The organism is Streptomyces sp. NPDC031497 (assembly GCF_055580905.1).
In genome coordinates, this window is record NZ_JBVIKO010000014.1 from 223,030 (window position 1) to 237,878 (window position 14,849).

Annotated in this window: 10 protein-coding genes and 1 pseudogene; 5 read left to right on the forward strand and 6 right to left on the reverse strand. The window is 71.7% G+C overall.

Annotated features, from left to right (window positions below):
- Positions 1-133: 133 nt before the first annotated feature.
- A complete protein-coding gene (locus ACZ5K7_RS27680) occupies positions 134-1,390 on the forward strand; it encodes an alpha/beta hydrolase family protein (RefSeq protein ID WP_468917270.1) in 1,257 nt (418 codons plus the stop codon).
- On the opposite strand, the gene ACZ5K7_RS27685 is transcribed toward ACZ5K7_RS27680, so the two are convergent.
- Together ACZ5K7_RS27685 and ACZ5K7_RS27690 are read right to left on the reverse strand one after the other, a co-directional pair.
- Entirely contained in the window at positions 1,373-2,578 is a 1,206-nt protein-coding gene (locus ACZ5K7_RS27685) for a cytochrome P450 family protein (RefSeq protein ID WP_468917271.1), read from the reverse strand. The two genes, ACZ5K7_RS27680 and ACZ5K7_RS27685, sit on opposite strands and share 18 nt — an antisense overlap.
- 176 nt (positions 2,579-2,754) lie before the next feature.
- Positions 2,755-2,996: pseudogene (locus ACZ5K7_RS27690) on the reverse strand (KR domain-containing protein); the annotation flags it as partial.
- 291 nt (positions 2,997-3,287) lie between these two features.
- Between ACZ5K7_RS27690 and ACZ5K7_RS27695 the strand changes: the two are divergent.
- Positions 3,288-4,439, forward strand: a complete 1,152-nt coding sequence (locus ACZ5K7_RS27695) for a glutathione-independent formaldehyde dehydrogenase (protein WP_351696348.1) — start codon at positions 3,288-3,290, stop codon at positions 4,437-4,439.
- An 85-nt stretch (positions 4,440-4,524) separates the two neighbouring features.
- Here the strand turns inward: ACZ5K7_RS27695 and ACZ5K7_RS27700 are convergent, their stop codons facing one another.
- Complete coding sequence (locus ACZ5K7_RS27700) at positions 4,525-4,977, reverse strand: acyl-CoA thioesterase (protein ID WP_351696346.1); 453 nt, start codon at positions 4,975-4,977, stop codon at positions 4,525-4,527.
- 132 nt (positions 4,978-5,109) lie between these two features.
- Here ACZ5K7_RS27700 and ACZ5K7_RS27705 point away from each other — a divergent pair, with 132 nt between their 5' ends.
- Positions 5,110-5,994, forward strand: coding sequence for a fumarylacetoacetate hydrolase family protein (locus ACZ5K7_RS27705; protein ID WP_351696343.1), 885 nt, complete (start codon positions 5,110-5,112; stop codon positions 5,992-5,994).
- A gap of 73 nt (positions 5,995-6,067) precedes the next feature.
- Here ACZ5K7_RS27705 and ACZ5K7_RS27710 read toward each other — a convergent pair whose 3' ends face one another.
- Positions 6,068-8,227: an MMPL family transporter gene (locus ACZ5K7_RS27710; protein ID WP_468917272.1), complete on the reverse strand. Its 2,160-nt coding sequence runs from the start codon at positions 8,225-8,227 to the stop codon at positions 6,068-6,070.
- A 268-nt stretch (positions 8,228-8,495) separates the two neighbouring features.
- Here ACZ5K7_RS27710 and hglS point away from each other — a divergent pair, with 268 nt between their 5' ends.
- Both hglS and amaB read left to right on the forward strand, forming a co-directional pair.
- Positions 8,496-9,893, forward strand: coding sequence for a 2-oxoadipate dioxygenase/decarboxylase (gene hglS / locus ACZ5K7_RS27715; protein WP_468917273.1), 1,398 nt, complete (start codon positions 8,496-8,498; stop codon positions 9,891-9,893).
- A gap of 24 nt (positions 9,894-9,917) precedes the next feature.
- Positions 9,918-11,447, forward strand: a complete 1,530-nt coding sequence (gene amaB / locus ACZ5K7_RS27720; protein WP_468917274.1) for an L-piperidine-6-carboxylate dehydrogenase — start codon at positions 9,918-9,920, stop codon at positions 11,445-11,447.
- A 19-nt stretch (positions 11,448-11,466) separates the two neighbouring features.
- Here amaB and ACZ5K7_RS27725 read toward each other — a convergent pair whose 3' ends face one another.
- Positions 11,467-13,353: a serine/threonine-protein kinase gene (locus ACZ5K7_RS27725; RefSeq protein WP_468917275.1), complete on the reverse strand. Its 1,887-nt coding sequence runs from the start codon at positions 13,351-13,353 to the stop codon at positions 11,467-11,469.
- 120 nt (positions 13,354-13,473) lie between these two features.
- Positions 13,474-14,658, reverse strand: coding sequence for a PP2C family protein-serine/threonine phosphatase (locus ACZ5K7_RS27730; RefSeq protein ID WP_351696330.1), 1,185 nt, complete (start codon positions 14,656-14,658; stop codon positions 13,474-13,476).
- Between the last annotated feature and the right edge of the window lie 191 nt (positions 14,659-14,849).

Consider the following 14,849-nt stretch of genomic DNA (forward strand, 5'->3'; position numbering starts at 1 on the left):
CCGGCTGTACGCCCCCGGCCCGGGGTACGGCCAGCCCCCCGGTGCGGTGACCGGCATGCCGGATGGTCGCGGCCGGTGAGATCCCCAAAGCTGAGAGGAGTCGCCGAACAGCCGCCGTCAAGGAGACCCTGCCGTGCTCACTCGCCGCGCCGCAGTCCTGAACGCCGTCGCCGCCGCCACCCTGTCCGCCGTCAACACCCGCACGGCGTCGGCGGCGACGCCACACAAGGCCGTGCCGGTACGGCTGAAACTGCCCGCGCCGAGCGGACCGCACCCGGTGGGGACGGTCTCCCTGCGCCTCGTCGACACCTCACGTGCCGACCCCTGGGTCACGAGCCGGCCGTACCGGGAGCTGATGATCGGCATCCGCTACCCGGCGCGTGCCGGCGGCGGACACCCGAGGGCACCACAGATGCTGCCGGGGGAGGCCGCCGGCTTCGCCGCCGTCAACAACCTCGCCCATGTGCCCGGCGACAAGGTCGACTGGGCGGCCACCCGCACCCACGCGTACGAGGGCGCCCCGGCCGACCGGGACCGGGGCCCGTACCCGGTCGTCTGCTACTCGCCCGGCGCCGGTGACCCGCGTTCCCTCGGCACCACCCTCTGCGACGACCTCGCCTCCCGTGGCTATGTCGTGGTGACGCTGGACCACACCTACGACGCCTCGGCCGTCCAGTTCCCCGGCGGCCGGGTCGAACGCACGGTGCTGCCCGCCGAGTTCGACAAGGCCTACCCGGACCCGGGGCGCATCAGGGCGCTGCTCAAGAAGACGATGGCCGTACGGGTGGCCGACACCCGCTTCCTCCTCGACGCCCTGCCCGGTGCGCTGCCCGGGGAACTGCGCGGCCTGCCGGACTGGGACCGCATCGGCATGTTCGGCCACTCGGCCGGCGGCTTCACCGCGTTGCAGACGATGCACGACGACCGGCGTATCGCGGCGGCGGCCGACTTCGACGGCGTCCTCGCGTACGTCCAGGAGGACAGCGACTCCGGCTACCTCTCCTCCGTCGCCGCCGAGGGCCTCGACCGCCCGTTCCTGCTGGTCGGCAAGGACGGCAACGACCTGAGCACGGTGCCCTCCTGGAACGCCCTGTGGCGGCACAGCCGGGGCCGCGGCGAGGGCCTGACCCTGCGCGGCGCCGAACACGGCACGTACACCGACGCGGAGGCGATGATCCCGGGGATCGCCCGACAGCTCGGCCTGTCCCGCAGGACGGTCGTCGAGAACATCGGCACCATCGCCCCGGGGCGCGCGATCACCGCCCAACGGGCCTGCCTCGCCGCCTTCTTCGACCGCCGGCTGCGCGGCCGCACCGGCGAAGCCCTGCCGGACCGCTTCCCGGAGGTGCGCCCCTTCTCCCGCCGGAACCGCTCAGTACCGCACGGGTAGGCCGAGCAGGCCGCGGGTGCGCATCGAGGGCCGCCAGCGCAACTCGCCGACGGGGACGTCGAGTTCGAGGCCGGGGAGGCGTTCCAGCAGCGCGGCCAGGGCGATCTCGGTCTCCAGGCGGGCGAGCGGCGCGCCGAGGCAGTAGTGGATGCCGTGGCCGAGTGCCAGGTGCCCGGTGGCGTCGCGGCCGATGTCGAGCCGGTCGGGTTCGGGGAAGCGGCGCGGGTCGCGGTGGGCCGCCGCCAGGGACAGCAGCACGGTCTCGCCCGCCGGGACCGTGACCCCGCCGATGGTGACGTCCTCGGTGGGGAAGCGGCGGATGGCGAGCGGGGCGGGTCCGTCGTAGCGGGCCAGTTCCTCGACGGCCGGGCCGATCCGGGCGGGATCGGCGCGCAGCGCGGCCATTTGGGAGGGGTTGAGGAGCAGGGCGAGGGTGGCGTTGCCGATGAGGTGGACGGTGTTCTCGTACCCGGCGAACAGGATGAGGAAGGTCAGGGACATCAACTCGTCCTCGCTGAGCCGGTCCTCCTCGTCCCGTACGGCGATCATCGCGGAGAGCAGGTCGTCGGCGGGCTCGGCGCGCTTGCCGGCGAGCAGCCTGGCGAAGAAGGCGAGCAGTGCCTTCACCGCCTCCTTCGCCCGCTCGGGCCGCGCGGGGTCGGGGACGACGAGTGCGTCGGTCCAGCCCCGGAAGTCCGGCCGGTCCTCCTCGGCCACGCCCAGCAGCTCGCAGATCACGGTGATGGGCAACGGTGCGGCGTAGCCGGCGATCAGGTCGGTACGGCCGAGCGGTTCGACGGCGTCGAGCAGCGCGTCGGCGGTCCGCCGGACGGGTTCACGGAGGAGGGCGATCCGACGCGGGGTGAACGCCTGGGACACCAGGCGCCGGACACGGGTGTGGTCCGGCGGGTCCATGTTCAGCAGGTTGGCGTCGAGCGCGGGCGGCAGGGCGAGCCCCCGGTAGCCGCCGGGTTTCGCGTGGGCCTTGTCGAGCGAGAACCGGGGGTCGGCGAGGGCCTGCCGCACGTCCTCGTACCGCGTCACCAGCCAGGCCGGCAGCCCGTCGGTGCCGGCGACCCGGTGCACGGGTCCGGCCTCCCGGAGCCGGGCATGCACGGCGTACGGGTCGGCGAGCAGCTCCGCGGGGTCAACGGCGGCCGGAGCAGGGGGCGTTGTACTGGCGTCCATGGCTCACACCCTAGACACCGGAAGCCGGGCCAAGCCGTATCCCGTGACCCCGAGCCGGTTCCGCGCGGTCAGCGGGGCAGCCACGCGCGGATCGCCGAGGCCGTGCCTCGGCGTCCTGGCGGAGTACCGAGTAGTGGTCGCCGGGGACGTGCACGCCGTCGTGCGGCAGCGGCCGGTTCGCCCGCCCGGTCCGGCACCTTTCCACTGCGGTTGACCAGCAGCAGATGCCGGACCCCGTGCTCGGAGACCAGATGCCGGGCCAGGCTCGCCCCAGCGCGTCGGTACCTCCGGTGACGAGCACGGTCCCCTCGGGATCCGGTGCGGCAGGCCCGGCGGCCGGCGGACCGGCGAGAGCCAGCCGGGGCGCCGGCGCGACACCGTCGCGCAGGGCCACTTCCGGCTCGCCGGACCGCAACGCCGCCTACAGCCCCGCCGCCGTGGCCGCGGCGCGGCCCCGGCGACCCAGGCGGCGGAGCCGCTGCGGCGGCGCGGCGCGCGGTCAGGGAGCGGCGGTCCGGGCCGGTGATCCGCCCCGGGGGTTGCAGCGCCTGCGGGACCGGCGTTTTCTGGAAGTATCCGATGGTGAAACACGAGCGCCTAGGGTTGCGGCATGGACCGGGGGCTCTGTCTCGACATGTTTCTCCTGGCCAGAGCCTCGGTCTGTGCGGTCCGTCGTCGTGTCCCGGCGTTCCACGCGGAGGTGAACCAGGTGAAAGCCGTTGTGTATGAGAAGCCCTTCAGCGTCGCGGTCAGGGACGTCGACGATCCGCGCATCCAGCACCCGAACGACGTGCTGGTACGTGTCACGTCGACCGCCATCTGCGGATCCGACCTACACATGTACGAGGGCCGTACGGCCGCCGAGTCGGGCATCGTCTTCGGGCACGAGAACCTCGGCATAGTCGAGGAGATCGGCACCGGCGTGACCTCGTTGTCCAAGGGCGACCGCGTGGTCATGCCGTTCAACGTCGCCTGCGGGTTCTGCAAGAACTGCCTGGCCGGCAAGACCGGCTTCTGCCTCACGGTCAATCCGGGCTTCGCCGGCGGAGCCTACGGCTATGTGGCCATGGGCCCCTACGAGGGCGGGCAGGCAGAGCTGCTACGGGTGCCGTTCGCCGACTTCAACTGCCTGAAGCTGCCGCCGGGCGAGGAGTTCGAGACCGATTTCGTGCTGCTCGCCGACATCTTCCCGACCGGCTACCACGGCTGTGAGCTGGCCCAGGTGACCCCCGGCGAGAGCGTCGCCGTCTTCGGAGCCGGACCGGTGGGGCTGATGGCCGCCTACTCCGCGCTGCTGCGCGGCGCCGCCAAGGTGTTCTCGGTCGACCGGGTGCCCGAGCGGCTCGCCAAGGCCGAGCAGATCGGGGCGATACCGATCGACTTCTCCAAGGGCGACCCGGCGGAGCAGATCAAGGAACAGACCGGAGGTGAGGGCACCGACAAGGGCGTCGACGCCGTCGGCTACCAGGCCCAGTCGCCCGACGCCAGCCACGAGGAACCCGCCGTCGTCCTCAACACCCTCGTCGAGACGGTACGGCCGACCGGCATGCTCGGCATACCGGGCCTGTACGTCCCGTCCGACCCGGGCGGACCCGACGAGCACGCCAAGCACGGCCAGCTGCTGGTCTCCATCGGAAGGATGTTCGAGAAGGGCCAGCGGATGGGCACCGGCCAGTGCAACGTCAAGCAGTACAACCGGCAGCTGCGCGACCTGATCATCGCGGGGCGGGCCAAGCCCAGCTTCGTGGTCTCCCACGAACTGCCCCTGGAGGACGCACCGCGCGCGTACGAGAAGTTCGACCAGCGGATCGAGGGCTACACCAAGGTCGTCCTGCATCCCGGTCACGCTCTCGCGGCGTAGCACCGTCCGCACGGCGCGGCGGCCCGGCTCCGGCGGCCGGCCCGCCGCGCCGTGCGCTTCCTCGCTCGGCGGCCCGCCGCGGCGGCTACGCCTGCCCGGACCCGCCCGGGTCCGCGTCCGCCGGGGCCGCGGTGAGGGCGGCGATCCACTCGGCGGGCCAGGGCGCGCTCACCCTTTCCTCCCCCCGCGGGACGTGGACGACCGTGTAGCGGCCGGACGCGGCGAGCCGACGCGGCCGGCCGTCGAACTCCTCGCCCCACACCTCGAACCGGAACGTCAGGGAGGACGCGCCGACGCGTTCCACGTCGAGGACCGTCGTCACCTCCTGCTGGAACCAGAGGGGGGAGGCGAAGTCGACCTCGTAGCGCACGCGGGGCGCGGCACCGAAATAGCCGACGACGCCACGCTCGCGCACCAGCGCCGCCTCGGCCGCCTCCACGAATCGCACCACCGCCGAGTTGTGGTAGTGCCCGGAGGCATCGGTGTCCGGCCACTCCACACGGCACCGGTGGACGGCGCGGGCCATTTCAGGAGCCATGGATCGGCCTTCCGGGAAGCAAGGGAAGTGATATCTCGTATTTTTCACGGCCGTCATTTAAAGTCAACACGTCGCCTCGCGGTCCGCGGGTGGTCGTGGGGTGCCGAACCCCCGCACAGCGAAAGGGGCGACGTGAAACTTGCATCCCTCACCGTCGACGGCGTACGGCGGTCCGGCATCGTGGACGAGTCCGAGCAGACGGTCATGGTGCTGCCGACGGAGATCGGCACCGTCGACGACATCGTCCGCGGCGGCCCGGCGGCTCTCGAAGCGGCCCGTACCGCCGCACCCGGTGCGACCGTGCCGCTGTCCGAGGTCCGTCTGGAAGCCCCGCTGCACCGCTTCAACCGGGACATCCTGTGCACCGGCTGGAACTACTGGGACCACTTCGAGGAGTCGAAGGGCATGCGGGAAGGGCAGGACCCGGACGGGCGGCCCGAGCACCCCACCTTCTTCACCAAGGGCCCCGACACGGTCATCGGCCCCGCCGACGACATCGCCTACGACCCCGATCTCTCCGTCAAATGGGACTACGAGGCCGAGATCGCGCTGGTCATCGGCCGGGACGGGCGCTCGATCCCGGAAGAGAAGGCCATGGACCACGTCTTCGGCCTCCTCGTCGCCAACGACGTCTCCCAGCGCGACCTCCAGCGGGCGCACGGCGGCCAGTGGCTCAAGGGCAAGAGCATCGACGCGACCATGCCGCTCGGGCCCTGGCTGACGACGGCCGACGAGATCGGCGACCTCACCGGTCTGCGGGTGCGGTGCGAGGTCAACGGCCGGCTGCTGCAGGACGCGACCAGCGGCCAGATGGCCTTCTCCGTCCCCCGGATCATCGCCGAGCTGAGCCGCGGCATGACCCTGCGCGCCGGGGACGTGGTCCTCACCGGCACCCCGAGCGGTATCGGCAGCGCCCGCGACCCGCAGATCTTCCTCGCCGACGGCGACGTGGTCGTCACCCGAGTCGGCGGCCTCGGCGAACTCCGCAACACCGTGCGCCGGACCCGCCTCACCTGAGCGGGATCCCGGAGACGAGCAAGGGGGTCTGCCGGACCACAAGGCCCGGCAGCCCCCCACTGTCCCGTCGCCGCTAGCCGCGACGCCCCGCGGCCTGGTACTCGTCGTCCGCGGCGGGCGAGGAGCCGGTGTCGGCTCCCGGCTCCGCCCGGTCGGCGTGGCCCGGCCACCAGGCTGCGTGACCGATGAGCGCGGTGAGGCTCGGGGTGAAGAACATCGCCATGACGAACGCGGCGACCGCGATGCCGAAGGAGACCGCGAAACCCATCTCCGTGAGCAGCGCGTTGCCCGCCAGCATCATCGTGGCGAAGGTCGCCGCCAGGATGAAGCCCGCCGCGGCCACCGTCGGCCCGGCGTGCCGCAGCGCCATCCCGGCCGCCTCGCGCGGCTCCCGGCCCTCGCGGGCCTCCTCGCGGAGCCGGGCGATCATGAGGATGTTGTAGTCCGTGCCGATGGCGACCACGAAGAGATACATGATCACCGGGAGCATGAACATCAGCCCGGGCTTGTGCTGCGCATCCTGGAAGATCCAGACCGTGGCACCGAGCGTGGCACCGAAGCCCAGCCCCACCGAGGCGATGAGGTACCAGGGAGCGACCACACTGCGCAGCAGCAGCCCCAGGATCACCATGATCAGCAGGGCGGCGACCGGGAACACCGTCCGGTAGTCGTGGTTGACCGCGGAGTCGATGTCCTTGTAGATCGAGGACATGCCGCCGACGAGGGCCTCGGTGGACCCGGGAGCGTTGGCGTGAGCCACGTCCCGCACCCGGCCCACGGCGTCGATCGCCTTGTCCGTGGACGCCTCGTACTTGAGCGTGACGGTGAAGTCCGCCGTGGTACCGGCCTTGTTCACCTGGCTCATCCGGGCGTTGGCGACCCCGTCCACGGCCCCGAGCTTCGAGGCGTAGGCGTCGAACGCGGACCTGTCCAGCGGCTTGCCGTCGGTGCTGGAGAGGTAGACGTCGGTGGGCGCGGCGGCACCCGCCGAGTAGGCCGTCTGCATCTGGTCCTGGACGACCATGGACTCCTTGGTCTTGGGCATCGAGCCCGAGGCCAGGTCGAAGGTGGCCTTGTAGCCGAGTGTGCCGAGCGACAGCACGACCAGGATCAGACCGGAGACCGCCGCGGTCAGCGCCGGGCGGCGCTGCACCCCACGGCCCAGGGCCGCGAAACGCGCGTTGGCCGGTTCCTGCTGCCAGGACTTCGAGGGCCAGAACACCTTCGGGCCGATGAGCGAGACGACGGCCGGGATCAGGGTCAGACCCGCGATCAGGGTGACCGAGACCGAGATGGCCAGCGCCGGGCCCATCTGCTTGAGGAAGCCCAGCGTGGACAGCACCAGCGCGAGGAAGGCGATGATGACCGCGCCGGCCGCCGAGGCGATGGCCTCACCGACCCGGTCGACCGCGTTGATCATGGCCTGCTTGGGCTCGTCACCCGCGCGCAGGCGTTCGCGGTAACGGAACATCAGGAACAGGAAGTAGTCCGTACCCACGCCGAAGAGCACGACGATCAGGATCGACGAGACGGAACTGTTGGCCTGAAGTCCGAACAGCTTGGTGGCGTACGCGATCAGCCCGTTGGCGATGGCCGACACCAGGCCGATCAGCAGGAGCGGCAGGAACGCCAGGATCGGCGCCCGGAAGATGATCAGCAGGGTCACCAGGATGATCACGAAGGTGCCGATGCCGATCAGCGCCTCACCGCGCTTGGACGAGTCCTGCTGGTCCAGGGCCTGTGCGGCCGAGCCGCCGAGCTTGACCTCCAGATCCGTGCCCTTGGCCAGTTGCTTGATGTCGTCGCGCAACACCTTGGCGGCGTCCGCCTGGACGGGCTGACCCGCCTTCTTGCTGTCCATCTGCACCAGGGTCAGGGTGTATTTGCCGTCCTTGGACGGCGGGCCGGGGACGACCTTCTGCACCTGATCGATGTGCTTGTCGCCCAGTTCGGTGGTGATCCGGGCGACGTCCTTCAGATCGGCGTCGCTGAGCTTGCCGCCGTCGGTGCGCTGGTACAGCGCGATCGCGGACGGCGTGAAGGCGCTGGGGAACGCCTTCTGCTGGAGATATGCCGCTTTGATCGACTCGTAACTCTTGGGCAGGAAACTGCTCTCGTCGCTGTTCGAGGGCAGGCTCGGGGCGGTGGCGACGATCGCCACCGCCGCGATCAGCCACGCCACGATCGTCCAGACAGGATGTCGGACGACGACAGTGCCAATACGTCGGAACATGCGGAAGGTCCTCCTGGGTAGGAAGATCACCGCAGCCCGGGGAGCGGACCCTGGCATCGGCGACCCCGACCGGCCCGCATCCGACGGACCGGTCGCATAGTTGTCTTGCGGTCATATCGTAGGGATCACGGGTGGCGATCGGTCCAGTGGGTTTCCGGCAGCGCCACGACCGCGTCGCCCCCGGCCCTGTCATCTGTACGGCAGAGGGCCGGTCGGCGACCATCGAAGACATGATCGCCGTCCCGTCGCCCGCCCGGAAGGCCGAACCATGTCAACGATCAGTCAATGGCAGCTGCGGGCCGCGTTCGCGGTGCGGCTGTCGGAGATGTACGGCCGGGAGGTGCCCGCCTACACGACGCTGGTGGACGTCTCGCGCGAGGTCAACGAGGACGTGCTGCGGGCCCGGGGATCCGACGCCGAACGCCTCGGGTCCATCGGCCGGGTGACCGCCGAGCGGCACGGCGCCATCCGCGTCGGCACCCCGCGCGAACTGAGCCAGGTCGCCCGGGTCTTCGGTGCCCTCGGCATGCACCCGGTCGGTTTCTACGACCTGCGGGAGGCCGCCGCCAGCGCCGTCCCCGTCGTCTCCACCGCCTTCCGGCCGGTCGACGGCGCGGAACTCGCCCGCAACCCCTTCCGGGTGTTCACCTCCATGCTCACCGTCGCCGACCCGCGCTTCTTCGACCCCGGCCTGCGCACCCGCCTGGAGACCTTCCTGGCCGGCCGTGAGCTCTTTCCCCCGGAACTGCTCACGCTGGCCGACCGCGCCGCGGCCGAGCGCGAACTGCCGGCGGACGACGCCGAACGCTTCCTCCGACTGGCCGTGCGGGTCTTCGAGTTGTCGAAGGAACCGGTGGACCGGGCCTGGTACCGGACCCTGGAGCGGGTCTCCGCCGTCGCCGCCGACATCGGCGGGGTCCGCGGCACACACATCAACCATCTCACCCCGCGTGTCCTGGACATCGACGAGTTGTACCGCCGCATGACCGACCGTGGTGTCGAGATGATCGACACCATCCAGGGTCCGCCGGCCTGGAAGGGCCCCGACGTCCTGCTGCGCCAGACCTCCTTCCGCGCCCTGGCCGAATCCCGCCCCATGCGCGCCGAGGACGGCGGCGTCGTCAGCGGCTCCCTCCGGGTGCGCTTCGGCGAGGTCGAGGCCCGTGGCATCGCCCTCACCCGCGCCGGACGGGCCCACTACGACGAACTCCTCGGCCGCGTCGACGAGCAGGCGTCCCGGCACCCCACGGCGGCGCGCGGCGACCTGGCCCGCGCCGTCTGGGAGCGGCACATGCCCGGCAGCGAGGAGGAACTCGCGGCGCGGGGCCTGGCGTACTTCACCTACCGGCTCGCCGACGGGCGGCCGCGCGACGGCGGCGGTCCGCCCACCGACGTCGGTGAACTGGTCCGGCAGGGCTGGGTGCTGGCCGAGCCCGTCGTCTACGAGGACTTCCTGCCCCGCTCCGCCGCCGGCATCTTCCAGTCCAACCTCACCGGCGAGGGCACCCGCGACAACGACCAGCAGGGCACCGCCTACGACGCCGACTGGCTCTCCGGCGCCATCGACCGCGAGGTCCTCGACCCCTTCGCCCTCTACGAGCAGCAGCAGAACGGCTCCCTCGCCCAGGTCGCCCGCGCCCTGGGCCTCACCGGCACCCTCCGCTGACCCCTCACCCCTGGAGGTCCCACGATGACCAGCACCGCGCTGCCCACCACGGACGACCTGCGCACCCGCGCCCGGGACCGCCTGCGGACCATCGGCGTGCGGGTCCCGGAGGGCGCCGACCTCCCGGCGCGCACCCCCATCACCGGCGAGCACCTCTTCGGGCTGAAGGCCGCCACCGGCGACGACATCGAGGAAGCCCTCGCGGCCGCCCGTACCGCCTTCCTCACCTGGCGTACCACCCCTGCCCCGCACCGCGGCGAACTCGTGCGCAGGCTGGGGGAGTTGCTGCGCGAGCACAAGGGCGACCTGGCCGATCTGGTCACCGTCGAGGCGGGCAAGATCCGCTCCGAGGCGCTCGGCGAGGTCCAGGAGATGATCGACATCTGCGACTTCGCGGTGGGCCTGTCCCGCCAGCTGTACGGCCGTACGATCGCCTCCGAACGCCCCGGCCACCGCCTGGCCGAGACCTGGCACCCGCTGGGCGTGGTGGGCGTCATCTCGGCCTTCAACTTCCCCGTCGCCGTGTGGTCCTGGAACACCGCCGTCGCCCTGGTCTGCGGCGACACGGTGGTCTGGAAGCCCTCGGAACTCACCTCGCTGACCGCCCTGGCCTGCCACCACCTGCTCGCCCGGGCCGCCGACGAGACCGGCGCACCGCGTGACGTACACCGTCTGCTGCTCGGTGACCGCACGGTCGGCGAGCGGCTCGTCGACGACCCCCGGGTGGCCCTCGTCAGCGCCACCGGCTCCACCCGCATGGGCCGTGAGGTCGGCCCGCGTGTCGCCGCCCGGTTCGGCCGCAGCCTGCTGGAGCTCGGCGGCAACAACGCCGCGATCGTCGCCCCCTCCGCCGACCTGGATCTGGCCGTCCAGAGCATCGTCTTCGCCGCGGCCGGCACGGCGGGCCAGCGCTGCACCACACTGCGCCGCCTCATCGTCCACCGGGACATCGCCGACGCCCTCGTCGAGCGCCTGACCGCGGTCTACGGCCGGCTGCCCGTCGGCAGTCCGTTCGACGACACGACGCTGGTCGGCCCGCTCATCTCCACCGCCGCCCTGGACGCCATGCACGACGCCCTCACCCGCGTCCAGGCGCAGGGCGGCAAGGTCCTGGCCGGCGGAAACCGGCGGCTGGCGGACGCGGCACCGGCGGCCGCCTACACCGAGCCCGTCCTGGTGCGCGTCGACGAACAGACCGACGTCGTACGGGAGGAGACCTTCGCGCCGATCCTCTACGTCCTCACCTACGACACCCTCGACGAGGCGATCGCGCTGCACAACGACGTCCCGCAGGGCCTGTCGTCCAGCATCTTCACCCGGGACCAGCGGGAGGCCGAGATCTTCCTGTCCGCGGCCGGCTCCGACTGCGGCATCGCCAATGTCAACATCGGCACCTCCGGAGCGGAGATCGGCGGCGCCTTCGGCGGCGAGAAGGACACCGGCGGCGGCCGCGAGTCCGGCTCCGACGCCTGGAAGGCGTACATGCGCGCGGCCACCAACACGGTCAACTACTCCGGCGAACTCACCCTGGCCCAGGGAGTCAGCTTCCTCTGACGGGTGGGCGGGGCCTGTCTCAGGCCCCCGGGAGCCGCTTCGCGATGTTCTCCACGACGGCCGCCGCGAGCTCCTCGGCGTCAGAGCACAGCTTCTTCTCCGGCAGCGGGGCGTACACGGTCAACTGGAACAGCTCCACGGTGCGGTCGCCGGCGGAGTCCGTGTACGTCCGGTGGGGTGTCCGTACGGTGCAGCTGTCGTCCTCGGCCTCGTCGGCGACGAAGTAGCTCCGGGTGCCGGCGACGTCCACCGGATGCCCGTCGTCGGAGTCCAGCGAGTTGTCGCGGCTGAACTGGATCTCCACCTCGCGGTCGCCGTCGTCGCTGGACCAGTCGCAGTCCCAGCCGCCGAAGCCGCGGTCCCGGTGGTCCGCGTCGACGCCGGGCACGCGGGCGAGGTCGGCCGTGCCGAGCAGGGTGCAGGCGTCGAGGCGGGCCAGGGATTCCGCGGCGGGCCGGGCCGTGCGGCGGGGCACCGGGCCGTCGTCCAGAACGCCGACGACGTGGTCGGTGGCGGCGTCGGCCAGGTCGCAGGGGTCGGGAGCGCCCGTTCCGAGCTTCTTGCCGACGATGCGGATCTGGTGGCGGTCGGCGGTCAGGACGGCCCGCTCGCAGGAGTCGTCGTCGGGTTTGAGGTCGACGACGGTGAGGTGCCCGACGACCCGGGTGGTGAGGTCGCCCTCGTAGTTGTCCTGGTCCGCGTCGAGATTGACCTGGACGTCGGCGTTGTCGTCGCCGTCGTTGTTCTTGACGAGGACGTCGCAGCGGTCGATCTCCCCGTAGTCCGGGTCCAGTTCGGTACCGCCGAAACGACTCAGGGAGGCCGCGTCGAGCAGTGTGCAGGGGTCGGCCGTGCGGGCCTCGCCCATCGTGCCCGCGGCCCCCGCGGCGGCCGGCGGCTTCGCGTCCGTGACGGTACTCCCGGCGCCCGCGTCCTTCGAGTCCCACGGGGCGAGCAGGACCAGCCCGGTCGTGCCCGCGGCCACCGTGGCCACGGCCGCGACGAGCAGCGGGCGGCGGCGACGGCGTACCGGGCGGGGCAGCCGGAGCGTGAGCGGGGTGAGGTCGATGGTGCGCCGGTCGTGCAGGTGCGCGGGCGGGCCGGCCGCCTTCAGCAGGAGCCTGCGCGCCCGTGCCGCGTCGGGGCGGTGCCGGGGCTCCAACACCAGCAGCGCGGCGAGCGGTTCGGCCAGCGGGCCGGCCCGGCGCGCGGTCTCGATATGTCCCTCGATCGCCCGGGCGACGTACGCCATCGGGTGCTCGGCCTCCCCGTACGGCGACCGGCCCTCGATCGCCGCGAACAGTGCGGCGCCCAGCGAGAACACGTCGGCCTTCTCGCCGGGCTGCTCCCCCCTGGCCACCTCGGGGGCCAGATAGCGGGGTTTGCCGCGCACCCCGCCCGTCACGCTCTGGGTGGCGTCGCTCCACAGGGCCCGGGAGATCCCGAAGTCGGTGAGCCGCGCCACCCCTTCGGCGGTGACCAGGATGTTCTCCGGAGTCACATCGCCGTGCACCACGCCCTCGGCATGCGACTTCGCCAGCGCGTCCGCTATCTGGCAGCCGACGGAGCCGACGTCCTCGGGGGAGAGCGGACCGTCCTCGGCCATGAGCTGGGCGAGGCTGCGCGAGGGCACGTACTCCATGACGATCCAGCAGGTGGCGCCCTCGTCGACGAAGTCGAAGACGCCCACGATGTTCGGATGGTGCAGCCGCCCCGCGTTGCGCGCCTCGCCCATCAAGCGTTGCGTGGCCCGGGGGTCGTCCAGGCGCGCGCACTTGACCGCGACCCGCCGCCGCAACCGCTCGTCCCAGGCCTGCCAGACGACACCCATGCCGCCCCGGCCGATGGCCTCCCGCAGCACGTACCGGCCGGAGATCCTGTCTCCTGCCTCGGGTTCTACCAGCACCGCCCCGCCCCTCGCCGCACGTCACCCGCGTGGTGATAACTCACGGTGGCGGAGTGTAGTCACCCGTGATCTGCCCCACAGGGCCTGACGGAGACCGGCCCAGAACCCTCACAGCACGCGTCATGCCGACGGCTCGTCCAACTCCCCGGAGGCAGCACCGTCCTGGCCGCCGACCGGCGTGCCGGCCGCTCCGGCGGGCAGCAGAAAGGCGGTGAGCGCGGCCGTGTCGTCCTGCAACTGGTCGCCGCTGTAGGCCAGCAGATCCTGATGGAGCCGTTCCAGCAGCTCCGGGGGAGGCATCGGACCCCACGAGCGCAGCCGCTGGAGCAGGGGGTAGAAGGAACCGTCCGGGTCGCGGGTCTCGGTGACGCCGTCCGTGTAGAGCAGCAGTTGGTCGCCCGGGCCGAAGGCGTAGGTGTCGACGTGATAGGGGTCCCCGACGAGCATGCCGAGGTTCAGGGGCGGCCCCGACCGCCCCCGGTCCAGCTCGCTCACCTCGCCGGGGCGGATGAGCAGCGGCGGCGGATGGCCGCAGTTGAGGACGCGGACGATCCTCTCGTCGTCGGGGATCTCGGCGAAGACGGCGGTGACGAACCGCTCGCCGGTCTCGCTTCCGCCGAGCAAATGGGCCCTGCGCGTCATGCTGATGTCCACCCGCTCCACCAGGGCGTTGAGGTCGGGTTCGTCGTGTGCGGCCTCTCGGAACGCGCCCAGCATGGCGGCCGCGGTCTCCACGGCGAGCAGGCCCTTGCCGCGCACGTCGCCGATGAGCAGCCGGACCCCGTACGCGGTCGGCACGGCCTCGTAGAGGTCGCCGCCGATCCGTGCCTCCGCGGCGGCGGACAGGTAGAAGCTCTCCAGCAGCAGGTTCCCGATCCGGTACGGGACCGGTCTGAGCAGGACGCGCTGGGCGATCTCGGCCACGGACCGGACGTCGGCCAGGGTGCGTTCCCGGCGGATCCGGTGCGCGGCCAGGATCGTGCCCAGGGCGCCCACCAGGGCCGTACACGCGTAGGCGGCGACGTAATGCCGTTCCCAGAGGTAGCCGACGTCGCGTCCCGCGCAGCACGGGGTTCCGGCCAGTAAAAGTTCGAGGCCGATGCCGAAGACGGTGGCGCCGGCGACGACGACCGGCGGGTGCGCGAAGGCGGTCACCAGGGGGAGGGCGATCAGCGCGAAGCTGACCGGCCACTGCACGGGGGTGACCGGCTCGATCAGCAGTACAGCGACGACGTACAGGACCGGAAGCCAGCGCATCCACCCGGGGGGCGCGGGCAGTGCTGGGTTGCGACCGTCGTGCCTCACCCGGGACTCCTGGCATACGAATCTCGACAAGAGACCCAGCCTCGCGGGCCGCCGCCCGCCGCGCCGGTGATTGCTCCACTCAGCGGCATGTTCCGGTGTCCGCAGCAGCATTCGCTTTCGATATCGAAACATTCGAAGATTTGGCGAGCGTGTTCCTGATCTTGAATTGGCTGAATGTCGACAGAGTCGAT

Excerpts from the sequence above, each read along its gene's own strand:
- ACZ5K7_RS27685 (WP_468917271.1), bottom strand. The coding sequence starts at position 2,578 with ATGGACGCCAGTACAACGCCCCCTGCTCCGGCCGCCGTTGACCCCGCG.
- ACZ5K7_RS27700 (WP_351696346.1), bottom strand. The coding sequence starts at position 4,977 with ATGGCTCCTGAAATGGCCCGCGCCGTCCACCGGTGCCGTGTGGAGTGG.
- ACZ5K7_RS27710 (WP_468917272.1), bottom strand. The coding sequence starts at position 8,227 with ATGTTCCGACGTATTGGCACTGTCGTCGTCCGACATCCTGTCTGGACG.
- hglS (WP_468917273.1), top strand. The coding sequence starts at position 8,496 with ATGTCAACGATCAGTCAATGGCAGCTGCGGGCCGCGTTCGCGGTGCGG.
- amaB (WP_468917274.1), top strand. The coding sequence starts at position 9,918 with ATGACCAGCACCGCGCTGCCCACCACGGACGACCTGCGCACCCGCGCC.